Annotated in this window: 19 protein-coding genes; 16 read left to right on the forward strand and 3 right to left on the reverse strand. The window is 55.9% G+C overall.

Annotated elements, in window-relative coordinates:
* The first annotated feature begins 9 nt into the window (after window positions 1-9).
* The 3 genes from HCU74_RS07455 (at window position 10) to HCU74_RS07465 (ending at window position 1,863) form a co-directional block, all read left to right on the forward strand.
* A complete protein-coding gene (locus HCU74_RS07455) occupies window positions 10-426 on the forward strand; it encodes an HIT family protein (RefSeq protein WP_345889666.1) in 417 nt (138 codons plus the stop codon).
* 109 nt (window positions 427-535) lie between these two features.
* The gene (locus HCU74_RS07460; protein WP_168449767.1) at window positions 536-1,405 is read left to right on the forward strand and encodes an amidohydrolase family protein; all 870 of its coding nucleotides are present in this window, start codon (window positions 536-538) and stop codon (window positions 1,403-1,405) included.
* A 14-nt stretch (window positions 1,406-1,419) separates the two neighbouring features.
* Window positions 1,420-1,863, forward strand: coding sequence for a nuclear transport factor 2 family protein (locus HCU74_RS07465; RefSeq protein ID WP_168449768.1), 444 nt, complete (start codon window positions 1,420-1,422; stop codon window positions 1,861-1,863).
* A 6-nt stretch (window positions 1,864-1,869) separates the two neighbouring features.
* On the opposite strand, the gene HCU74_RS07470 is transcribed toward HCU74_RS07465, so the two are convergent.
* Window positions 1,870-3,720: a cation:proton antiporter gene (locus HCU74_RS07470; protein ID WP_168449769.1), complete on the reverse strand. Its 1,851-nt coding sequence runs from the start codon at window positions 3,718-3,720 to the stop codon at window positions 1,870-1,872.
* 155 nt (window positions 3,721-3,875) lie between these two features.
* On the opposite strand from HCU74_RS07470, the gene HCU74_RS07475 reads away from it, so the two are divergent.
* Together HCU74_RS07475 and rdgC are read left to right on the forward strand one after the other, a co-directional pair.
* Complete coding sequence (locus HCU74_RS07475) at window positions 3,876-5,534, forward strand: hypothetical protein (protein ID WP_168449770.1); 1,659 nt, start codon at window positions 3,876-3,878, stop codon at window positions 5,532-5,534.
* 116 nt (window positions 5,535-5,650) lie between these two features.
* On the forward strand, window positions 5,651-6,601 hold the full coding sequence (gene rdgC / locus HCU74_RS07480) for a recombination-associated protein RdgC (protein ID WP_168449771.1): 951 nt from the start codon (window positions 5,651-5,653) through the stop codon (window positions 6,599-6,601).
* Between the two features lie 136 nt (window positions 6,602-6,737).
* Here rdgC and HCU74_RS07485 read toward each other — a convergent pair whose 3' ends face one another.
* A complete protein-coding gene (locus HCU74_RS07485) occupies window positions 6,738-7,751 on the reverse strand; it encodes a GGDEF domain-containing protein (RefSeq protein WP_168449772.1) in 1,014 nt (337 codons plus the stop codon).
* 179 nt (window positions 7,752-7,930) lie between these two features.
* Window positions 7,931-9,214: a citrate synthase gene (locus HCU74_RS07490; RefSeq protein ID WP_168449773.1), complete on the reverse strand. Its 1,284-nt coding sequence runs from the start codon at window positions 9,212-9,214 to the stop codon at window positions 7,931-7,933.
* A gap of 510 nt (window positions 9,215-9,724) precedes the next feature.
* Between HCU74_RS07490 and sdhC the strand changes: the two genes are divergently transcribed.
* The 11 genes from sdhC (at window position 9,725) to HCU74_RS07545 (ending at window position 23,450) form a co-directional block, all read left to right on the forward strand.
* A complete protein-coding gene (gene sdhC, locus HCU74_RS07495) occupies window positions 9,725-10,099 on the forward strand; it encodes a succinate dehydrogenase, cytochrome b556 subunit (protein WP_168449774.1) in 375 nt (124 codons plus the stop codon).
* A complete protein-coding gene (gene sdhD / locus HCU74_RS07500) occupies window positions 10,093-10,461 on the forward strand; it encodes a succinate dehydrogenase, hydrophobic membrane anchor protein (RefSeq protein WP_168449775.1) in 369 nt (122 codons plus the stop codon). The genes sdhC and sdhD overlap by 7 nt, the downstream gene beginning before the upstream one ends.
* Before the next feature lie 3 nt (window positions 10,462-10,464).
* Entirely contained in the window at window positions 10,465-12,237 is a 1,773-nt protein-coding gene (gene sdhA, locus HCU74_RS07505) for a succinate dehydrogenase flavoprotein subunit (protein ID WP_168449776.1), read from the forward strand.
* A gap of 17 nt (window positions 12,238-12,254) precedes the next feature.
* Complete coding sequence (locus tag HCU74_RS07510) at window positions 12,255-12,971, forward strand: succinate dehydrogenase iron-sulfur subunit (protein ID WP_210425144.1); 717 nt, start codon at window positions 12,255-12,257, stop codon at window positions 12,969-12,971.
* A gap of 280 nt (window positions 12,972-13,251) precedes the next feature.
* Window positions 13,252-16,089, forward strand: coding sequence for a 2-oxoglutarate dehydrogenase E1 component (locus HCU74_RS07515; RefSeq protein WP_168449777.1), 2,838 nt, complete (start codon window positions 13,252-13,254; stop codon window positions 16,087-16,089).
* Window positions 16,090-16,144: 55 nt separating this feature from the next.
* Window positions 16,145-17,341: a 2-oxoglutarate dehydrogenase complex dihydrolipoyllysine-residue succinyltransferase gene (gene odhB / locus HCU74_RS07520; protein ID WP_168449778.1), complete on the forward strand. Its 1,197-nt coding sequence runs from the start codon at window positions 16,145-16,147 to the stop codon at window positions 17,339-17,341.
* A 68-nt stretch (window positions 17,342-17,409) separates the two neighbouring features.
* The gene (lpdA, locus tag HCU74_RS07525; protein ID WP_168449779.1) at window positions 17,410-18,846 is read left to right on the forward strand and encodes a dihydrolipoyl dehydrogenase; all 1,437 of its coding nucleotides are present in this window, start codon (window positions 17,410-17,412) and stop codon (window positions 18,844-18,846) included.
* Between the two features lie 142 nt (window positions 18,847-18,988).
* The gene (gene sucC / locus HCU74_RS07530) at window positions 18,989-20,155 is read left to right on the forward strand and encodes an ADP-forming succinate--CoA ligase subunit beta (protein WP_168449780.1); all 1,167 of its coding nucleotides are present in this window, start codon (window positions 18,989-18,991) and stop codon (window positions 20,153-20,155) included.
* On the forward strand, window positions 20,155-21,027 hold the full coding sequence (sucD, locus tag HCU74_RS07535) for a succinate--CoA ligase subunit alpha (protein ID WP_168449781.1): 873 nt from the start codon (window positions 20,155-20,157) through the stop codon (window positions 21,025-21,027). The genes sucC and sucD overlap by 1 nt, the downstream gene beginning before the upstream one ends.
* A gap of 130 nt (window positions 21,028-21,157) precedes the next feature.
* Window positions 21,158-21,769, forward strand: a complete 612-nt coding sequence (locus HCU74_RS07540; RefSeq protein ID WP_168449782.1) for a TetR/AcrR family transcriptional regulator — start codon at window positions 21,158-21,160, stop codon at window positions 21,767-21,769.
* A 13-nt stretch (window positions 21,770-21,782) separates the two neighbouring features.
* On the forward strand, window positions 21,783-23,450 hold the full coding sequence (locus HCU74_RS07545) for an acyl-CoA dehydrogenase family protein (protein ID WP_168449783.1): 1,668 nt from the start codon (window positions 21,783-21,785) through the stop codon (window positions 23,448-23,450).
* Window positions 23,451-23,512: the final 62 nt, after the last annotated feature.

The following is a 23,512-nucleotide window of genomic DNA, read 5'->3' on the forward strand; positions in this document are numbered from 1 at the left end:
GAGCCCGCCGTGACCGACTGTATTTTTTGCCAGATTATTGCCGGCAATGCCCCAGCCCACGAGATTTATCGAGACGATGAGCTGATCTGCTTTCTGGATATTGCACCCGCCACCCCGGGACACTGTCTGATTGTGCCCCTGCGTCATCACGACGATATTTTCTCTATGAGTGAGGAGGAGGTTGCGCAGATCGGCAGATTCGCCCGGCGTTTTGCGCCGGTGTTGAAACAGGTTTGCGCGGCGGATGGCATAGGGGTGCACCAGCTTAATGGCGCGGCCTCAGGGCAAACGGTGTTTCATTACCACTGCCACTTGATTCCTGGCTATACCGGTCAAACTCCGCGTATTCACGGCCGCGAGCCCGCGTCAGCGGAGCAACTGGGCGAGCTGGCGGGGCGTTTGCGCAGGGCTTTTGCCGGCGAGTGACAGATCGCTGCCTGACCGAATTTGTGTATTGGCTGGCGTTTAATGCCATTGAGGGCGAGGGGTCAGACACCCAGAATTAATAACAACAAAAAACGGGAGGAAGGGCGCTATGCCAATGCCGAGTGATATCCAGGTTATCGACCTGATGCTGAGTGTGCCAGGTGAAGATAACAGCCAGTGGTATGAGTTTATGAAGCCGCTGCTGATGGACGAAGAAAGTAGGGAAATGTTCAAAATGCCCGCCCAGTATATGTTCAAGGACATTCCCGATACGGCGGACAAAGACGACTATATCGCCTACACCATCGAGCAGATGGACAAGCACAATATTCAGCGTGCGATGCTGGGTATTGACGATCATAACGAGGTGGCCAAGGCTGCTGTGGCGCGCCACCCCGACAGGTTTTTTACCTCCCTTGAGGTCAACCCGAATAACGGCATGGACGAGGTGCGAAAAATCGTCCGTTTTCATCGTGACTACGGCATCAAGGCGGTCACCGGTTTCGCCTCGGGTCTGTGTCCGCAGGTGCCTTACAACGACAAGAAATGGTACCCGATCTACGCCAAGCTGGTGGAGCTGGATATTCCCTTTTGTCCCTGTGTCGGCGTGCCCGGGCCGCGCCTGCCCATGGCGCCACAAAAGGTGGAGCTTCTGGATGAAGTGTGTTGGTTCTTCCCTGAATTGAAAGTAGTGATGCGTCACGGCGCCGAGCCCTGGGAAAAGCTGGCGTGGAAGCTGATGTTGAAGTACCCCAACCTGTATTACATGACCAGCGCCTTTGCCCCCAAACATTACCCTGAGGAAATTGTGAATTTCGCTAATTCACGTGGGTCCGACAAGGTGATGTATGCCGGCTATTTCCCCATGGGCTTGTCGTTGGATCGAATATTCCGCGATATGCCGGGCGTGCCCTTTAAAGATGACGTATGGCCTAAATTCCTGCGCGACAATGCGCGCCGGGTGTTCAAGCTCGACTAGCAAGGGATACGCTGATGAGCCTAAGTTTGCAGGAAATTTCGGATCGCTTTGAAATTCAGGATCTGCTCTACCGCTATGCGGATATTATTGATCGGCGGGCGGTAGAGGAGTTGTCCGGGGTGTTTACCACTGACGCCCATATCGACTATTCCGCCTTCGGGGGGAGTGTAGGCGACGTGGGCGAGACAATGGCCTTTCTGCGCGAGGCTCTGCCTGCGTTTTCCGACACCCAGCACCTGAATGCCAATATTCAGTTGTGGATTGACGGTGATAATGCCAGAGGACGGGTGATGTGTTTCAACCCTATGGTGATGCCGGCGGGTGGGGAAGAGGCGGTCTTTATGCTGGGCCTTTGGTACGCCGACGAGTATCGTCGCGAAAGCGACGGCTGGCGCATCAGCCGTCGCGTAGAAGAAAAAAGCTGGGTGTTCAATGCGCCGGAGTTTATGGCGCTGTAGTCAGTGTCACTCTGGCAATGGCGATTCTCCCTGTTGGCCACTGAGCTTGCCATTGCCGGGTTGACGGGCTGCCTCGGCGGTTTTGTTCTCTGGAGGCACAAAACTGACCACCTTGTCCCCCGGCTGCAAGCGTCGGCTGCTCTGACTTAACCATTCCATTTTGCCGTTTTCCGGAATTACCGCGAGGCGCACCGCATCCTCTGGCAGGCTCGCCAGAAAGGCGGCTTCGTCGAAGTTTTCCGTAATATTGGTTTTGCGAAAACCCCATCCGCGAATCAGGCGAGTCCACAATTCAGCGTAGGACACATCGGCAGAAAAGGCGGTGATACCCCGGCGCATTTCTGCCACCCGGTGCTTGCCGTGCTCGCGGCCGGTATCGTAGGGCTGGTATACCCGATGGCGACCGATATGAGGGGCGTAATGGTTGCACACCATGGCGTTGTAGTGGTTGTTACCGGTGGCCGCCAGTACAGTGTAGATATTGTCCAGTGCCATGGCCTCGTCGGCCATGTCGGACAGCACTTCGCCGAACCAGGTTTCCAGCCCCTGCTGTCGCGCCGGTTGCAAGCGGCCCCATTCACTGTCGGCGATAATGACATCTTGGCCCAGCTTTTTCAGGTGCAGTGCGAGTTCAATCGTCCACGGCGACGCGCCGACAATCAATATGCGGCCCTTTCCAGGAGAGCCCAGTTTCAGCAAGCGCGTGAGAGGCCCCAGTGAGAAACCGTGGGCGATGACGGTGGTGAAAATCAGCATAAACACCGCTGGCACCAGGTATTTTGCATCTTCGAAGCCCGCGTCGATCAGCGCGGGGGCAAAGGCCCCCGCCGAGGCCGCCGCAACGACGCCGCGCGGTGCGATCCAGCCGATCAAGACGCGATCCTGCCACTGGCATTGGGTACCGATGGTGGCGAGATAGACCGCCAGCGGGCGCACCACAAACAGAAAGCCGAGAATCATCAACACCATGGAAAAGTGAATGGAGCGAATCGACTCCATGGTGAGTGAGGCGGTCAGGACAACGAATAGAAAAGACACCAGTATCAGGGTCAAATATTCCTTGAAGCGGCGCATTTCATCGAGGCTGCGCAGCCGCATATTGCCCATTACTATGCCCATCAGGGTGGTCGCGAGCAGGCCGGATTCATGCTGGACGAGGTCCGACAGGGCGTAGACTCCCAACACGACAGCCGTTATAGACGGTGCCTTGAGGTATTCCGGTATCCAGCCGAGGCGAAAGCAGTAGCCAAGAGCATAGGCGAGGCCGCCACCCAGTGCCAGCGCGGCGACAATAGCCAGGCCGAGATTGCCCAGCACCTGGCCCAGAGCGGGGCCTTCACCGGAGTACAGCAGGTATTGGTAGACCAGTACCGCGAGCAATACTCCAATCGGGTCGTTGATAATGCCTTCCCATTTCAGGTAGGAGGCGGTGCGTCGATTGAGCTTCGCATGCTTGAGCAGCGGCATAATGACGGTCGGCCCGGTGACCACCAGTATTGCCCCCAGTAGTGCGGCTATCCCCCAGCTTAGCTGACCCACCCAATGGGCCATTGCGGTGCCCAGCAGCCAGGCCAGAACAACACCGATTGAGGTCAAACGGCGGGTCACTTTGGCAGTTTCTCGCAATTCGTGGAACTGGAGGTTCAAACCGCCCTCAAACAGAATAATAGCAACAAACAGTGAGGTGACCGCCTTCAGGCCATCGCCGAAATCCTGTTGCGGCTGAATAAGACCGGTTACTGGCCCCAGGGCGAGCCCGCCTGCGGCCAGCAGTACAATGGCAGGAAGACGAAAGCGCCACGCTAACCACTGACAAAAAATACCGACTGCGAGAATGGTCACTAACGACAGGGTCATAACTCACCGAATTAATTGATAAAAGCACGTCACGTTCGCATGACTACTGCAGCAAGTAAAGACGATCACTGAGGCAAATGCCAATGCGTTCACGTCTTGCTGTTGGCGCATTTGCGTAGTGGATTGGGCTGGGTGGGGGTTAAATGGGGGAGTACATGAAAGGCTTATTACAACGCAGCGGCATTGCCGTTTGCGGACTGGTATTGGCGGCAGCGCTTTTTGGGTGTGCCACCACCAGCAAGGATGTGGTGCTGGATGCAGAGGGACCCGCTGTCGCGCGGTTTAGCGGCGAGCTGCGTGGGGGAGTGCCCCGGCAAGGCCGGTTGCATTTCGCCGACAGCGACGCGTATTTTATCGGCAGTTTTGATCGCGAGGGCTTCCCGGCTGAGGGCGAGCTTGTTCAACACTATATGGATGAGCAGGGCAAGCGTTTGTCTTTGCGCTTGAGTGGTCGTTTTAGCCATAGCGATCAGCAATTACGTTTTGCCGGTGGCTTTGTGATCGCCGACGCCGCCGGAAGCGTGCTGGCCGAGGCTGATCGCAGTGACTGGCTGACGGTTTATCCCGATGGGCAGTTTCTCGTGTCTCCCCATTTGTTTCAGCTCGATGGTCAGGTGCGTTATCGACAGTATCGGCATAGCATCAGCCCAGCCAAGGAGCCGCGGCAGTTCGTAAAAATCCACCGCCCCCTTAATGGCCCCTTTGATGTTGCCGTGCGGTATCGCAATGGTAAGCCTCGGGGAGTGGCGGTGATCAATGCGGCCCTGCGTGGTGGCAGCTATGTGGTGGAGCGGCAATATTTCAACTATGAAATCCCCCAGGGTGGCATTCACTACTTTTATTTTGAGCCGGGCAGTTACCAGGATATCGCCTTGTTGGGGGGCTGCGAGAGGGCGCCAAATCTCACGGCACCCCAGGGCCTGATTCACTTTTATGCCTACGACTGCGACGCTGAGCAATTTCTGGGGATGAGCGAAAAATACCCCGCAACGGTAATCGTTGTTGCCGCCGAGGATATCGATAACAGCGGCTATTTCCACCGATTGCGCCTGTTGCACCACGGCGAGGAGCGCAGTATGCAAATCGACAAGAGAGCGTTGGCACAGGGCGATCTGGTCGCAGCGGGATTGCAACTGGTATGGAAATACGGGGAATTGCGCCGGGCATTCTTTATGCGCGATGGGCAGCCCGCCGGCGTCGGTATTGATGCGCCAAAAGGCGTTGCTCCCCGCTACGTCTCCTATGCTGCCGACAGTCACGGCGGTGTGGCACCTAATGAGGTCTCCGTTGAGGTTTGGGCGCAGCACTTTGCGTCGGTGAGAGAGGCGCTCCACACGGCCTTCGCTAGGCTGCCGTCTTCGTCTGCAAGTGTAGACCAGTATCAGTCCGCCCTGAATCAAACGGTTCACACTGCGCCGCCAGCCCAATTTATGGCTCACTCCCGCGTTGATGCAATCTGGCGTGAATGGTTGGTTGATGCGCTCTCGCTGATTGATAGTGGTCGTTGGCAAGCCAGGGACGGCAGCGGCCCGGCCCGCTTGCAGAAAGCCTTGTCTGCGCGCCTTGATCGACTGGAAGAGGCGGGGCGGGAGATATTGACCAGTCTGGCGCAGCGCTATTGCGCAGAGCATGGCCTGGAACTGCACGGCGTTCGCTGGGCCTGTGTGGCCTTGCCGCAGGACGCTATCGCGCGGCAGTGTCAAATTCACTTCGGCACTGCCGAGTGCGATGCTATGGCCGAGCAATTGGCGGGAAACACGCCGCGCACCTTGTCGATTTCAGCCAGGGGCGGGGAGGCAGGTGCACAGGAATAAAGATCTTGTTTCGGGGCCGCTCCCAGTTGTCGAATTGGCGGTGGAGTCTGGCGGCGAAACCGCTACAATGAAGCGCCTTGTTTGCGGATCTGTGTCCGCCCGATTGGAAAAGTTGAATGTGGTTTAAAAACATTTTGTTATATCGATTTACCCGTCCGTTCACGACTTCAATTGAAGAATTGAACGAGAAACTCGAGGCGTCGGCGTTCAGCCCCTGTGGCAGTCAGGATCAACTGAGTTATGGCTGGGTGAAGCCCCTCGGCGATAGCGGATCGGAATATCTGCACGTTTGTAACGGCTATATTATGCTGTGTGCTAAACAGCAGGAAAAAGTGTTGCCTGCGGCGGTAGTGAATGAATTTCTCGATGAAAAAATTCGTGAAATCCAGGATCAGGATGGGCGGAAACCCGGTCGTAAAGAGCGCACTGAAATAAAGGAGCAGATCGTGTTTGAGCTGCTGCCCAGAGCATTTTCCCGTTCGAAAAAACTGTATGCCTACATCGATGTGGAACAGGGGCTGTTGTATGTGGACAGCTCCTCCTACAAGCGTGCTGAAGACCTGCTCGGCTTGCTTCGTGACACTTTGGGCAGCTTGCCTGTCATCCCCGTTAAGGCGAAAAATACCGCTCAGCATATGCTCAGTGACTGGGTGAAAAATGTCGCGCCGCAGGGCTTCGAGGTGGGCGGCGAATGTGAGCTGCGCGACAGTGCTGATGAAACCGCCGTGATTCGAGCAAAGAATCAGGACCTGTCATCGGAACAGATTCAAAGCCACTTATCAGCCGGCATGTATGTCAGCAAGCTGGCAATGACCTGGACCGGCGGTATCGACTTTGTGGTGGACGACCAGCTGGCGATCAAACGTGTACAGTTTGGCGATTTGATTCGCGACAAGGCTGATGACATTAACGCTGAATCCGCCGCCGAGCAATTCGATGCGGATTTCAGCATTATGAGTGGGGAATTTGCCCGATTTATTCCTGCGGTTCTCGACGCCTTTGGTGGCGAAGACCTAAGCGATGTCGCCGGGGAAGCCGAGACAGGCGAGCAGCGTTTGTCAGCTTAAAAGCGTAGTTTCAATGCGACCAACCTCTAAGTTCAGGCGCGTGGAAGCCGACGAATGAAACGCAAAATGGCCGAGGAAACTCGGCCATTTTTTATGGGTAAACGGTCAAAAAAGCGCAGCGAATAACGGTTTTCGCTTACAGACTGCTGGCGTGAATCAGAGTGTTGCGTCCGGCCTGTTTTGCGGCGTAGAGCGCGCGATCGGCTTCATTGAAACAGCCCAGCACGCCGAGGTCCTGCAGTGCCTCGGAATTGTCCAAGGTGATGATGCCGGCGGAAAAGGTCACTGGCGCATTGTCTTTGCCGGGGTTGGCTATCGCCAGGGAGCTGAAACGCTCGCGCATTTGTTCCACCACGATCTCCGCACCAGTGGCGGGGGTCATTGGCAGGATCAGTGCGAACTCCTCGCCGCCATAGCGGCAGGCTGCATCACCGGCTCGCTTGCACACAGTGGTAATGACTTCCGCCAGACGGATAAGTACCGAATCGCCGGCAACATGACCTGCGGAGTCGTTGAAAGCCTTGAAATAGTCTACGTCTAGCATGGCGAAACTGATGGGGGTCTTCAAGCGAATCGCCCGACGCCATTCTTCCTTCGCGTGCTGCTCCATATAGCGGCGATTGAACATCTGGGTCAGTGGATCGCGAATGCTCAATGCCCGCATGATCAGGCTGTCTTCAATCAGGCGGCCGTAGTCGTTGAGCACCTTTTTGATTTCGTCGTTTGCTTCGGGGCCACCCTGGCCAAAAAACAGCGAAAACGAACCGACAACCCGGTTGTCGGGGCCAAATACCGGTACGCCAAAGTAGCTTTCAACGACCACGTCACTGGCACCGGGTACCGATGCCAGCCAGCTGCCCAGGTCGGGTTGCTGCTTTACAACAATGTCCTGCTGGGCGTAGGTTTTTTCGCACAGGGGCGAGGCTTGAATGGGGGTGCCCATGTCTGCCCCCGCCAGCGCCAGTATCGCCGAACCGCCGCGTATGGGCACCGAGAAACTGGTGTAAAGCGCGCCGGTTGCCTTTCGCGCGAGGTCGAGTATGCGGTAGATATTGTAGTCTTTGTCGTCGGCGCTGAAGCCGAAGCGTTCCATGGCGATACGCCGCGCTTCAACAACTGTCAGTGCCTGATCACCGTCCCGGTGTCGCATGTATTCGTCCTGTATGTCTGTGGGATGAATTTTTTGATAAATATAACACCAGAGTGCTGTGGTGGAATACCTTCGCCTTGCGGCTGCTAACCAAATACGTCCTTGCGGAACCGCTGAGGAAAAAAAACCCCAGCGTGTGCCGGGGTTTACGCTGCCAGCGTGTGGATGGATCTGGCGATTTAGTCGCGATCTTCCAGTTTGACAAAGTCCCGTTGCTCGGGGCCGGTATACAGTTGGCGCGGCCGGCCAATGCGCGAGGCGCTGGCGTGCATTTCGCTCCAGTGAGCAATCCAGCCAGGCGTGCGGCCCAGAGCAAAAATCACGGTAAACATACTGGTTGGAATACCGATTGCCTTGAGGATAATGCCTGAATAGAAGTCTACGTTGGGGTAGAGTTTCTTCTCGACAAAGTAGGGGTCTTCCAGCGCAATTTGCTCCAGGCGCTTGGCAACTTTCAGCAGTGGATCGTCGATGCCCAGCTCGCCCAGCACTTCGTCAGCAACCTGCTTCATTACCTTGGCGCGAGGATCGAAGTTTTTGTATACCCGGTGGCCGAAGCCCATCAGGCGGAAGGGGTCGTTCTTGTCCTTGGCGCGAGCGACGCAGGCGTCAACATTTGATTCGTCGCCGATTTCTTCCAGCATATTCAGTACGGCTTCGTTGGCGCCGCCGTGAGACGGTCCCCACAGTGCGGCAATACCCGCTGAAATACAGGCGAAGGGGTTGGCACCGGTAGAGCCAGCAAGGCGAACTGTTGAGGTCGATGCGTTCTGCTCGTGGTCTGCATGCAACAGGAAGATGGTGTCCATCGCCTTGGCAAGCACAGGATTAACATTGCTGGGTTCGCAGGGGTTGCCGAACATCATGTGCAGGAAGTTCTCAGAGTAGCTGAGGTGGTTCTGCGGGTACATGAAAGGCTGACCAATAGTGTACTTGTAGGTCATTGCGGCCAGGGTGGGCATTTTCGCAATCAGGCGGATCGCCGAAATTTCCCGGTGCTTCTCGTCTGCGATATCCAGCGAGTCGTGGTAGAAGGCAGACAGAGCGCCAACTACGCCACACATGATGGCCATGGGGTGTGCGTCGCGGCGGAAGCCCTTGAAGAAGGTGCTCATCTGGTCGTTGACCATGGTGTGCATGCGCACTTTGTTTACAAAGGTCTCTTTTTCTGTGGAGTTGGGCAGCTTGCCGTAGAGCAGCAGGTAGCAGGTTTCCAGGTAGTCAGACTGCTCGGCCAGTTGCTCGATGGGGTAGCCACCGTGTAACAGAATGCCCGCATTGCCATCGATGTAAGTGATTTTTGACTCGCAGGCTGCGGTGGAGACAAAACCGGGGTCGTAGGTGAAGTATCCATTACCCGTCAGGGCGCCAACTTCTATGACGTCCGGGCCAATGGTGCCGGAATGAACATTTAATTCCAGCGTTTTGCCATCGATACTCAGACTGGCTTTCTTCTCGCTCATGTGACGGGCTCCTGTTTCTTCTTTACTAGGCTTGTGGCGGTGATTTCCATGGTCTGGCATGGGCGTGGTAGTGCCTGAGCCAACCGTGGAAAGGTCCCCATTAGGGGAGAGACAAATATAGAGAGCTGAAACGTTTTGTCAACGCTGCGCACATTTTACAGTGCCGGAGCGCTTTAGGGAATTGCAAAGGTCCAAGTTCTTCCGAGGGGGTGAATGAGTGAAAATGGTGCACCACTGTTGTGCGTATGTTTTTTTATGGCGTCATAATGGTGCGAAATAGTGAGTTAAGCTATTGATATTCGGAAAATTTAAGGCAGGGTGTGGCGATTTTTCGGGGTTTGTATTTGCCTATTGATAGCCCTATAATGCGCGGCGTTTCTTCAAGGGTCCTTGCGCCCCCTCTTTCTAAAAGGATGGAGAAGCCCCGGGAGGAGAGCCCGGGTAGCTAAAAGATCCACTTCCGTTGAACCGCCCGTATCACAAAGGGCCAGAAATAAAGTGTGGAATACCGTGAACGATAAACGACCTGTGAACCTGGATATCGGGACAATCGCACTGCCGATTACCGCATATACCTCTATATTGCACCGCGTCAGCGGCGTGTTTCTTGTGGCCGGTATGGCCGTGTTGTTCTGGTTGCTGGGCACCAGTCTAAGTGGTCCGGAAGGCTTTGAGCAGGCGAAAGAATGTCTGTCTTCGTTCTGGGGCAAGTTGATTATCTGGGCTGTGCTGATCGGTCTGAGCTATCACTCTGCAGCGGGTGTTAAGCATTTGGTAATGGATGCCGGTCTCGGTGAATCCATGCAGGGCGGTGAAACTGGCTCCAAACTGGTGCTGGTGGCAACGGCGGTTTTGGTTGTTCTGACGGGGTTATGGGTATGGTAAGGGCAGTGACTAATTTTGGCCGCAGCGGCCTGTCTGACTGGTTGGTGCAGCGCGTCACAGGTGTTGTGCTGCTAGCCTATTTTGTAGTGGTTGGTGTGTACCTGTTCTGCGAAGGTTCCAGCCTTGATTACGCACAGTGGAGCGGCTTCTTTAGTAGCACATTTATGCGTGTATTCAGCACTGCGGCAGTGCTGTCGGTTGTCGCCCACGCGTGGATTGGGCTGTGGGCAGTTTCCACAGATTATTTGACCGAACGTTTGATGGGTAGCACTGGCAATGTCCTGCGCCTGGCGTTTCAAGCTGCATCGGCAGTTGTCCTGTTCACCTACCTCGTTTGGGGCATCCAGATTCTGTGGAGTTAAGTAATGGCTAATATTCGCACAATAAGCTTTGACGGCGTTATCGTTGGTGGCGGCGGCGCAGGTATGCGCGCAGCCCTGCAGCTGGCGCAGTCCGGTTACAAAACAGCGGTAATTTCCAAGGTATTTCCAACCCGTTCGCACACTGTTTCGGCCCAGGGTGGTATCACCTGCGCCATCGCCAGTGCTGATCCCCAGGATCAGTGGCAGTGGCACATGTACGATACGGTCAAGGGTTCAGACTACATTGGCGATCAGGAAGCGATCGAATACATGTGTAGCGTTGGTCCCGAGGCGGTATTTGAACTCGATCACATGGGTATGCCGTTTTCGCGTACCGAAGAAGGTCGTATTTACCAGCGTCCTTTCGGTGGTCAGTCCAAAAATTTCGGTGAGGGCGGTCAGGCCGCTCGTACCTGTGCTGCAGCTGACCGCACCGGTCACGCACTGCTGCACACCCTGTATCAGGGCAACCTGAAAAACAACACTGTGTTCTTCAACGAGTGGTACGCCACCGATATCGTGAAGAACCAGGACGGTGCCGTTGTCGGCGTAATGGCCATTTGCATCGAAACCGGTGAAGTAGTTTACGTTAAATCCAAGGCTACTGTTTTTGCTACCGGCGGTGCTGGCAGGATCTATGCATCTACCACCAATGCGCATATCAATACCGGTGACGGTGTTGGTATGGCTCTGCGCGCGGGTTTCCCGGTGCAGGACATTGAAATGTGGCAGTTCCATCCCACCGGTATCGCCGGCGCGGGTGTTCTGGTTACAGAGGGCTGTCGCGGAGAGGGTGGTTACCTGATTAACAAAGACGGCGAGCGCTTCATGGAGCGTTACGCTCCGAACGCCAAAGACCTTGCGGGTCGCGACGTTGTTGCCCGCTCGATGACTCTGGAAATTCTGGAAGGTCGCGGCTGTGGTCCCAATGGCGATCACGTCTATCTGAAACTCGATCACCTGGGTGAAGAAGTGCTGGAAAGCCGTCTGCCCGGTATTTGTGAGCTGTCCCGAACCTTTGCACATGCCGACCCGGTGAAAGAGCCAGTGCCGGTTGTGCCGACCTGTCACTATATGATGGGTGGTATTCCCACCAACGTTCACGGTCAGGCGCTGACCGTCGATGCCAACGGCAACGACCAGGTGATTCCAGGTCTGTATGCCTGCGGTGAAGTGGCTTGCGTATCTGTTCACGGCGCCAACCGTCTGGGCGGTAACTCGCTGCTGGATCTGGTGGTATTTGGTCGCGCTTCGGGTCTATTCATCGAGAAGGCGCTGCGTGAAGGTGTAGAAATGCGCGATGCTTCCGAGAGCGACATCGAGCAAGCCAGCGCACGTCTGAACCGGGTGAACAACAGCACCGGTGGCGAGAAAGTTGCCGACCTGCGCACTGAGCTGCAAAACGTTATGCAGAATCACTTCGGCGTATTCCGCCGTGGCGATTACATGCAGGAAGGTATTCGCAAGCTGGCAGATCTGCGTGGCCGCATTGAAAATGCCCATCTGGAAGACAAGAGCAGCGCCTACAACACAGCGCGTATCGAAGCGCTTGAGCTGCATAACCTGTTTGAAGTTGCCGAGGCGACCGCCATTGCCGCTGAAGAGCGCAAGGAAAGCCGTGGTGCTCACGCTCGCGACGATTTCCAGGAGCGCGACGATGAGAACTGGCTGTGTCACTCTCTGTACTTCCCCGGCGAGAAACGCGTTGCCAAGCGCGCGGTGAACTTTACACCGAAAACTCGCGAAGCCTTTGCACCTAAAGTGCGTACCTACTGATCTGGGGAGAAGAGAAAATGTTGAAAGTCAGTCTCTATCGCTACAATCCTGAGGTCGATCAGGAGCCGTACATGCAAGACGTCGAGCTGGATACCGGGGGCAAAGACCTCATGGTTCTCGACGTGCTTGAGCTGCTGAAAGCCAAAGACCCAACCCTGAGCTATCGCCGCTCATGCCGCGAAGGGGTTTGTGGCTCCGACGGCATGAATATCAATGGTAAAAACGGTCTGGCCTGTGTGACACCGATTTCAGAAGCACTGAAAAACGGTAAGGGCGGCAACACTCTGGTGCTGCGTCCGCTGCCCGGTCTGCCGGTCATTCGCGACCTCGTTATCGACATGAGTTTGTTCTACAAGCAGTATGAAAAGATCAAACCCTATCTGATTAACGATACGCCTGCCCCCGCAATTGAGCGGTTGCAGTCGCCTGAGGACCGTGAAAAACTCGACGGACTGTACGAGTGCATTCTGTGTGCCTGCTGTTCGACGGCGTGTCCGTCGTTCTGGTGGAACCCGGATCGCTTTGTTGGGCCGAGCGGTCTGTTGCAGGCATACCGCTTTCTGGCCGATAGCCGTGACACCGCCACCGAGCAACGGTTGAGCGAACTGGATGATCCATTCAGCGTATTCCGCTGCCATGGCATCCAAAACTGTGTCAACGTTTGCCCTAAAGGTCTGAACCCGACCAAGGCAATCGGTCATATTCGGAACATGTTGCTGAGCCGCGCAAGCTAATTGCGTTTCATCAGTAACACATATAAGCCCCGCGTCAGACGGGGCGTGATATCTGCGCGTATTGTGTCCTTTGGTGCCACTGCGGTGGCACCGGAACAACTTACACTCGGTGCTTACCGGCACTAGCGAGAAAAATCGTATTGAGGGCCCGGGCTTCGGCCAGTGGTGTAGATCGGCCCTAAAGCGTACACTTAACGCTTTAGGCGTATAACAGATGCCAAGCGCCTTATCGGGCGAAGCCGCATCCGATGACCACTCCCTCGTTATCAGGTGGACAGGAATGCAGAAAGCGTCAATGGAGCTTCTATGGAAGAGCTCCCATATATCCGGTGGCAATGCAGGCTATGTAGAAGACCTGTATGAAACCTACCTCAGTGACCCCAACGCCGTTCCCGAAGAGTGGCGTAACTATTTTCAGCAATTGCCCCGCGTCAGCGAAACGGCAATTCGCGACATCCCCCACAGCCCCATCCGCGACCACTTCGCCCATTTGGCCAAGCAGCAGCTGGTGCGCGCGACAAGCTCGACAAGCACCGATTTCAGCGACCATGAGCGCAAGCAGGTTCGCGTTATTCAGCTCGTCAGTGCCTACCGGCAGCGGGGCCACCAGGAGGCCCAGTTGGACCCTCTGGGGTTGTGGCAACGTCCGGGTGTGCCTGACTTAGAGTTGCAATACCACCAGTTGAGCGAAGCGGATTACGACACCGTCTTCCAGACGGGTAGTTTGTATATCGGCAAAGACCAGGCGACGTTGCGCGAGATATACGATTCCCTGCGTCAGACCTATTGCCGCAGCATCGGTGCAGAGTTCATGCACATTGTCGATACCCGAGAGCGGGCTTGGATTCAGCAGCGAATGGAGAGCGTGCGCTCCAAGCCGGAATATGGCTTTGAGGCCCGCAGCCACCTGCTGGAGCGTCTGACCGCCGCCGAAGGGCTGGAAAAATCGCTGGGCTCAAAATACCCCGGCACCAAGCGCTTTGGTCTGGAGGGCGGCGAAAGCCTGATCCCGATGATGGATGCAATGATCCAGCGTGCGGGTGAATACGGCGCCAAAGAGATTGTCATTGGTATGGCCCACCGCGGCCGTTTGAACCTGCTGGTCAACATTCTCGGGAAAAATCCTGCAGAGCTGTTCGACGAGTTTGAAGGCAAGGTGAAATACCAGGGCTCTGCCGACGTGAAGTACCACCAGGGCTTTTCGTCGAATGTGATGACCTCCGGTGGCGAAGTCCATCTGGCATTGGCGTTCAACCCCTCACACCTGGAGATTGTATCTCCTGTGGTCGAAGGCTCGGTACGCGCTCGCCAGGATCGCCGTAACGATCCTATCGGTGACCGGGTTGTGCCCATCGTGCTGCACGGTGACGCGGCCTTTGCTGGACAGGGTGTGGTCATGGAAACCTTCCAGATGTCCCAGACCCGCGGCTACAAAACCGGCGGTACGGTGCATGTTGTCATTAACAACCAGGTTGGTTTCACCACCAGCTTGCAGGAAGATGCGCGCTCTACCGAATACTGTACCGATGTTGCCAAAATGGTTCAGGCGCCGATTTTCCACGTAAACGGTGATGACCCCGAGGCGGTGCTGTTTGTGTCCCAGCTTGCCGCTGACTTCCGCCAGGAATTCAAAAAAGACGTGGTAGTAGACCTGATCTGCTATCGCCGTCGCGGCCACAATGAGGCCGATGAGCCTTCGGGCACGCAGCCGCTGATGTACAAGCAGATTGCCAAACAGAAGAGCACCCGCGAACTGTATGTCGCGCGCTTGCTGGACGAAGGGGTGATCGACCAGGAGCTGGCAGACAAAATGGCCGCCGACTACCGCCAGGCCCTTGAAGATGGCGAGCATGTTGCCAAGAGTCTGGTGAAAGAACCCAATACCGAACTGTTTGTTGACTGGACGCCCTACCTCGGCCACGAGTGGGATGTCGCCGGTGACACGTCGATTACCGCCAAGGAACTGAAGGATATCGCCGAGGCGATAAACCACGTCCCCGAAGGTTTCAGTGTTCAGCGCCAGGTCGCCAAGATTTACGAAGACCGCCGCAAAATGGCTGCAGGGGCTATGCCGATCAACTGGGGCTTCGCTGAAACCCTGGCCTACGGAACGCTGCTGCGCGCGGGTCACCCGGTGCGTTTGACCGGTCAGGATGTCGGTCGGGGTACCTTCTCCCACCGTCATGCGGTATTGCACAATCAGAACGACGCAGGCCGCTATGTGCCTCTGCAGCACATTTCAGAGTCGCAGCCGGCGTTTGATATTTACGATTCGCTGCTGTCAGAGGAGGCTGTACTGGCTTTCGAGTACGGCTATGCCACCACCCAACCCAAGGCTCTGGTCATCTGGGAAGCCCAGTTTGGTGACTTCGCTAACGGTGCCCAGGTGGTGATCGACCAGTTTATCAGTAGCGGTGAACTCAAGTGGGGTCGCCTCTGTGGTCTGACCATGCTGTTGCCCCACGGCTACGAAGGGCAAGGGCCAGAGCATTCCTCTGCGCGTCTGGAGCGCTTCCTGCAACTGTGTGCTGAGCACAATATTCAGGTTTGTGTGCCATCAACACCGGCGCAAGTATTCCATATGCTGCGCCGTCAGGTAGTGCGTCCGCTGCGTCGGCCGCTGGTGGTAATGTCGCCCAAGAGCCTGCTTCGCCATAAAGAGGCCGTCTCAACCTTGGAAGAACTCACCGTAGGGCAATTCCAGAACGTTATTGACGAGACCGACGATATTGATATGTCCAAGGTCACACGACTGATCCTGTGCAGCGGCAAGGTGTATTACGACCTGCGTGCAGCCCGTCGCGAGCATGGTAAAGACTCCATCGCCATTGTTCGTCTTGAGCAGCTGTATCCGTTCCCCTACGATGACTTGCGCAATGTTATCGCCCAGTACCCCAACCTGAAAAAGGTGGTGTGGTGCCAGGAAGAGCCGCGTAACCAGGGGGCGTGGTACAACAGTCGCCATCGTATGGCTCGGGTGATTCGCAGTTTCAAACCCGAGAAAAATCTTCTGCTCGGCTATGTTGGCCGCGAGCCCTCGGCGTCTCCCGCTGCGGGATATATGGCGCTGCACCTCAAGCAGCAGGAAGAGTTCATCAGTCAGGCACTCAAACTCTGAGTACGGACTACGCATATTACAGACGCTTGCAGCGATATAAACGACAGGATGAAAGATGAGTACTGAAATCAAAGCGCCAACTTTTCCGGAGTCTGTGGCCGATGGTTCAATAGCAACCTGGCACAAACAGGTCGGAGAATCTGTTAAACGCGACGAACCCTTGGTGGATATTGAAACCGACAAGGTTGTTCTTGAAGTCGTGGCACCCGCCGACGGCGTGTTGAAGGAAATTATTCACGCCGAAGGCAGCACCGTACTGAGCGACGAGCTGATAGCCCTGTTTGACGAGGGTGCCGCTGGTGCGGACGCGCCGGCAGCAGCTCCTGCCGCTGAAGCACCTGCCAGCAGCGATGATCTCAAAGTAAGCCCAGCTGCACGCAAAGCTGCGGAAGAAAAGGGGATTGATGTCAGTGTGATTGCCGGTAGTGGCAAGGGTGGACTGATCACCAAAGAAGACGTAATGAATTACAAGGCGCCCGCGGCGCCAAGTAAAACCGAGCCAGCAGCCAAAGCCGCTCCGGCTCCGGCGGTCGATGTGCCAGCCGGCGACCGCGTTGAAAAGCGTGTGCCCATGACGCGCCTGCGCAAGCGAGTGGCCGAGCGTCTGCTCGAAGCCACAAGCACCACGGCAATGCTGACAACCTTTAATGAAGTCAACATGAAGCCGATGATGGAGCTGCGCAGTCAGTACAAGGAGCTGTTTGAAAAGAGCCACAACGGCACGCGACTGGGCTTTATGGGGCTGTTTGTCAAAGCGGCCTGTGAAGCACTGAAGCGCTTCCCCGCAGTGAACGCCTCAATCGACGGCGACGACATCGTTTATCACGGTTACCAGGATATCGGTGTTGCGGTATCGACTGAAAAAGGTCTGGTTGTGCCGGTTTTGCGCGATGCGGATCAAATGAGTATTGCCAAGGTCGAGGACCGGGTTCGCGATTTTGGTCTGCGCGCCCGCGACGGTAAACTGGGTATCGATGAGATGACCGGAGGCACCTTTACCATCACTAATGGTGGGGTATTCGGTTCCTTGCTCTCTACGCCGATTCTCAATCCACCGCAAACAGCGATTCTGGGTATGCACAAAATTCAGGACCGTCCGATGGCCGTGAATGGCGAAGTCGTGATTCTGCCGATGATGTACCTCGCGCTGTCCTATGACCACCGTTTAATCGACGGTAAGGACGCGGTGCAGTTCCTGGTGACGATCAAGGACTTGATCGAGGATCCTGCACGTATTCTGCTGGAAATCTGATCCGGGAATAGCTGAAGCACGCGTTTTCAACGTTGGGTACGCCAACAACAGGAGTGATAGATAAGCTTATGTCGAAATACGATGTCGTAGTAATCGGCTCTGGCCCCGCAGGTTATGTAGCCGCGATTCGGGCTGCCCAACTGGGTCTTAAAACCGCCTGTATTGAAAAGGGCAAAAACAAGAGCGGAAAGATCGCGTTGGGCGGAACCTGCCTGAACGTTGGCTGCATTCCCTCCAAGGCGCTGCTCGATAGCAGCTACAAGTACCATGAAGCCAAGGACAATTACGCGATTCACGGTATTTCTACCGGCGACGTAGCGATTAATGTGCCTGAGATGATCAAGCGCAAAGACGCGATTGTGAACCAGATGACCGGCGGTATCGGTGGTCTGTTTCAGGCCAATGGCGTCACCGCGATAGAGGGCACCGGCAAGGTGCTGGCGGGCAAAAAAGTGGAAGTCACCGACGCCGAGGGTGAGGTGACGGTATTGGACGCTGACAATATTATTATTGCCGCGGGGTCAGTACCGGTAGAAATTCCACCAGCACCCATCGATCAGGACATTATCGTCGATTCTACAGGTGCGCTGGAGTTTCAGGATGTTCCCGGACGTCTCGGGGTTATTGGTGCCGGCGTTATCGGCCTCGAGCTGGGTAGCGTATGGTCGCGCCTGGGCAGTGAGGTTGTGGTACTTGAGGCGCTGGAAAGCTTTCTGCCTGCGGTTGATGGCCAGATCGCCAAGGAAGCGGCTAAAGTTCTGAAAAAGCAAGGTCTGGATATTCGTCTGGGCGCCCGTGTGACCGGCACCGAAACTGCCAAGGGCAAGGTAAAGGTCAGCTACACGTATAAAGATGAAGAAAAAACCGAAACCTTCGACAAGTTGATTGTCTGTGTCGGGCGACGCCCCCTCAGCAACGGCCTGTTGGCGGCAGATTGCGGCGTGAACCTTGACGAGCGTGGCTTTATTTTCGTCAACGATCACTGCGAGACTGACGCCGCGGGGATCTACGCGGTGGGTGATATTGTGCGCGGTCCTATGCTGGCCCATAAAGGCTCCGAAGAGGGCGTCATGGTCGCCGAGCGTATCGCCGGGCACAAAATCACCATGAATTACGACTGTATCCCTTCGGTGATCTACACCCACCCGGAAATTGCTGGCGTGGGCAAAACCGAAGAACAGTTGAAGGCAGAGGGAATTCCCTACAAAGCGGGAACATTCCCCTTTGCGGCAATTGGCCGCGCCGTTGCCGCAAACGACTCTACTGGCATGGTGAAAATGCTGGCCCACGAAGAGACCGATCGCATTCTGGGTTGCCATATCATTGGCGCCAGCGCGGCGGATCTGGTGCAGCAAATCGTCATTGCTATGGAGTTCGGCTCTTCAGCGGAAGATATTGGCCTGACCGTCTTCGGTCACCCAACGCTGTCTGAAGCCGTACATGAAGCCGCGCTGGCAGTGAACGGGCAAGCAATTCATATGCCCAATCGCAAGAAGCGCAAATAGATTTGCGGTAGTCCGCAAAATTGGGGAAAATGCAGTCCCGAATTTTGCGGCAACATCGCAATGTGCAAAGGGAGCGGGCCAATCGCACTGACAGGGATTCAGTCCGCTTAACACTTCCACAGACCGAGATGGTAATTCCAACATGAACCTTCACGAGTACCAAGGCAAACAACTGTTTGCTGAATACGGGCTGCCTGTGTCCAAAGGCTATGCCTGCGACACCCCGGAAGAGGCCGCAGCAGCAGCGGAAAAAATTGGCGGAGACAAGTGGGTTGTAAAAGCCCAGGTTCACGCCGGTGGCCGCGGTAAAGCTGGTGGCGTCAAACTGGTGAGCAGCACCGACGAGATCAAGGCCTTTGCCGAGAACTGGTTGGGCAAGAATCTGGTCACGTATCAGACAGACGAAAATGGCCAACCCGTTTCCAAGATTCTGGTTGAGTCGTGCACAGATATCGACAAAGAGTTGTATCTGGGTGCAGTTGTCGATCGCGGTACCCGTCGCATCGTTTTCATGGCGTCCACCGAAGGTGGCGTAGAGATCGAAAAAGTCGCCGAAGAGACTCCAGAGAAGATTCTCAAAGCGGTTATCGATCCCCTGACTGGCGCTCAGCCATACCAGGGCCGTGAGTTGGCGTTCCAGCTGGGCCTGAACCAGACCCAGGTGAAGCAGTTCGTCAATATCTTCATGGGACTGGCGAAAATGTTCCAGGAGAAAGACCTGGCGCTGCTCGAAATCAACCCGCTGGTTATCACCTCTGAAGGTAATCTGCACTGCCTGGACGCGAAAATCGTCATCGACGGCAATGCAATTTACCGCCACAAAGACCTGCAAGCCATGCACGATCCCTCACAGGAAGACGAGCGTGAAGCACGTGCGGCTGAGTGGGACCTGAACTACGTTGCCCTGACCGGTAACATCGGTTGTATGGTAAACGGTGCTGGCCTGGCCATGGGCACCATGGACATCGTTTCTCTCCACGGTGGTTTCCCCGCTAACTTCCTCGACGTAGGCGGCGGCGCGACCAAAGAGCGTGTTACTGAAGCCTTCAAAATCATCCTCGAAGACAGCAACGTAAAAGCCGTGCTGGTTAACATCTTCGGCGGTATTGTGCGCTGTGACCTGATTGCCGAAGGCATCATCGGTGCAGTGAAGGAAGTAGGCGTCAGCGTACCCGTTGTGGTTCGTCTGGAAGGTAACAACGCTGAGCTGGGCTCAAAACTGTTGTCAGAATCAGGCCTCGACATTATTGCGGCCACCAGCCTGACCGACGCGGCTCAGCAAGCTGTTAAAGCAGCGGGGGGTAAATAATGGCTATTCTGATTAATAAAGACACGAAGGTAATCTGCCAGGGTTTCACTGGTGGTCAGGGTACTTTCCACTCAGAGCAGGCGATTGCCTACGGTACTAAAATGGTCGGCGGTGTTACCCCGGGCAAAGGCGGTACCGAGCATCTGGGCCTGCCGGTTTTCAACACCGTGAAAGAAGCGGTTGATGCAACCGGTGCGGAAGCCTCTGTTATCTACGTGCCCGCAGCATTCTGTAAGGATTCTATCCTGGAAGCTGCTAACGCAGGTATCAAACTGATCGTCTGCATCACTGAGCACATTCCGGTTATGGATATGCTTGAGTGCAAAGTGAAGTGTGACGAGCTGGGTGTGCGCCTGATCGGGCCAAACTGCCCCGGTGTTATCACTCCCGGTGAATGTAAAATCGGCATCATGCCTGGTCACATCCACCTGCCTGGCAAAGTGGGTATCGTTTCCCGCTCCGGTACACTGACCTACGAAGCGGTCAAGCAGACCACTGACTTCGGTTTTGGCCAGTCTACCTGTGTCGGTATCGGCGGTGACCCGATTCCCGGTTCTAACTTCATCGACATTCTGGAAATGTTCGAGAAAGATCCCGCGACTGAAGCCATCGTTATGATCGGTGAAATCGGCGGATCTGCTGAAGAAGAAGCGGCGGCCTACATCAAGGCTAACGTGACCAAGCCTGTTGTGTCTTACATTGCCGGTGTAACCGCACCTGCAGGTAAGCGTATGGGCCACGCTGGTGCCATCATCTCCGGTGGTAAAGGTACTGCCGATGAGAAGTTTGCCGCTCTGGAAGACGCTGGTGTTAAAACCGTGCGTTCACTGGCGCAAATTGGCGATGCATTGAAAGAAGTTACTGGCTGGTAATTCCGGCCTGACTTGAGAAAGGCGGCTTTGGCCGCCTTTTTTTATGTCTGTTGATCCGCACAGCGAGGTTTTACAATGCTGGTATTGGGTCAATAACTGAATTAGTATTCACATCTTGATAGAGGCCGGAATGGTTTACCGAGAAACCCCTGATATCGCGCGTCGCAAGGCAGAATTGCGCGAACGGCTGCTGCAGAGTGCAGAGAGTCTGGTTCGCTCCGGTGGCTTCAAGGCACTGACCATACAAGCCCTGGCGGCCGATGCGGGGGTGAGTGTTGGCTCGGTATACCGTTATTTCAAGAACAAGGATCAGCTGGCAACAGAGGTTTTTGAGCATGCGACTCGCCGTGAATTGCGCGCGGTCGCGGCGGCGCTGACATCGGCAGAGAGCCCGGCGAGCTGCATCGCTGCCGGAACAAGGGTGTTTGCCGAGCGGGCATTTATGGCCCCTCGCTTCGCCTGGGCATTGATCGCAGAGCCTGTTGATGCGGCGGTCGATGTGGCACGGCTGGAATATCGCCGCAGTTACACTGCCTTGTTTGAGCGTGTCGTTGCTCGAGGGGTGGAACAGGGGCAGTTTGCCCCCCAGCGACCGGGTGTGACCGCTGCGGCCTTGGTAGGTGCGCTGGCAGAGAGTCTGCTTGGGCCACTGCGGGCCTCGGAAGAACAAAGTGAAGCGGAATTAATCAACGAATTGTGTCGTCTTTCGCTGCGAGCTGTGGGGGGCGACCCCCAGCCGTGAAAGGAGTTGTACCATGTCTGACCAGGACGCCCCCAACACCACTGATACCCACGCTGTGTTCAATCAGTCACAGCCTCTGCAAGACTATAATCTTCTCTATGCCGATACTGCCCTGAAAGGACTTCTGAGCCACTTTGCCCCAGAGGTAGACCTGACACCATTATCGGCCTATGCCAGCCGCTGTGGCAGCGCCGAGGTCATTGGCTGGGGTTTTGATGCCAACGAGTTCAAGCCTCAATTTGATAGCCACGACCGCTTTGGGCACCGCGTAGACGCAGTGCGTTTTCATCCTGCTTACCACGATTTAATGGCGATGGCCCTGGGGGAGGGGTTGCACGCCAAGCCATGGGATGGCAGCGAGGGTAAGCATGGCCATGTGCTTCGCGCCGCCTATAGCTACTTTCAAAGCCAGGTAGAGGCCGGACATGGCTGTCCACTGACCATGACCTTTGCCGCTGTACCCACCCTGAAGCTGACCCCGGCTATCGCCAGGGAGTGGCTGCCCAAGGTGCTGAACAAAGCCTATGACCCGCGTAATAAACCGTATTTTGAAAAAGACGCGGTGACCATCGGTATGGGTATGACCGAGAAGCAGGGTGGATCGGATGTTCGCGCCAACACCACCAGGGCCGAGCCCGTCGCTGGAGAGGGGCCTGGGGAGCTTTATGCCCTGACCGGTCACAAATGGTTTCTGTCGGCGCCGATGTGCGATGCCTTTTTGATGCTCGCCCAGGCGCCTGGGGGGTTGAGCTGCTTTCTGGTGCCCCGGTGGCGGCCGGATGGTCAAAAAAACGGACTGTATGTTCAGCGCCTGAAAAACAAAATGGGCAATGTTTCCAATGCCTCCTCGGAGGTAGAGCTGCGCGCCGCTCAGGGCTGGATGGTCGGCGAGGAGGGGCGGGGTGTCCCGGCGATCATTGAAATGGTCGCTCTGACCCGCTTCGATTGTATGGTGGGGTCTACTGCGGGCCAGCGCCAGGCGGTGGTGCAGGCGGTGCATCACGCCAGTCAGCGCTCGGCCTTTGGGCGGCCGTTGCTGGATCAGCCATTAATGCGCAATGTGCTGGCGGATCTACAGTTGGAGGTTGAAGGCTCGCTGGCAATGACCCTGCGTATGGCGGCGGCACTGGATGGCGGCACTGAAGCCGACCAGCTGTTGCTGCGCCTGGGTAGTGCTGTGGGTAAATTCTGGATCTGCAAGCGCACGCCGGGGCATGCCTATGAAGCCATGGAGTGCCTCGGCGGTAATGGTGTGATCGAGAACTGCATTATGCCGCGTTTGTACCGCGAAGCGCCGATCAATGCTATCTGGGAAGGGTCGGGTAATATCCAGGCACTTGATGTGCTGCGGGCCTTTAAAAAATCTCCCGAGGTACAGCAGCGCTGGTTTGCGGAAATGGCCCTCAGTGAAGGTAAGTCGCCAACTCTGGATGGGGCAATCGCCGCGCTGAAGGCTGATTTGGCAGATCACGGCGGCGCAGAGTTTTCCGCCAGGCGGCTGGTGGAGCGTATGGCGGTCTGTTTCCAGGCGGCTATGTTGCAGCAATACGCCATACCGGCGGTGGCCGAAGCGTTTATCGCGTCCCGGGTCGCTTCAGGCCACAGCATGTACGGTTGTTTGCCTGACTCCTGTGATATCGAGGCCATACTGAGTCGCGCTTTGGTGGTCGGCCACCCTTGAAAAATCCTCACCTGTCCCCATAACCCTGTCAGGTCCTGAAGAGACCGCTGATTTCAGACTTT

The sequence above is a fragment of the Spongiibacter thalassae genome (genome assembly GCF_012272835.1).
GTDB lineage: Bacteria > Pseudomonadota > Gammaproteobacteria > Pseudomonadales > Spongiibacteraceae > Spongiibacter > Spongiibacter thalassae.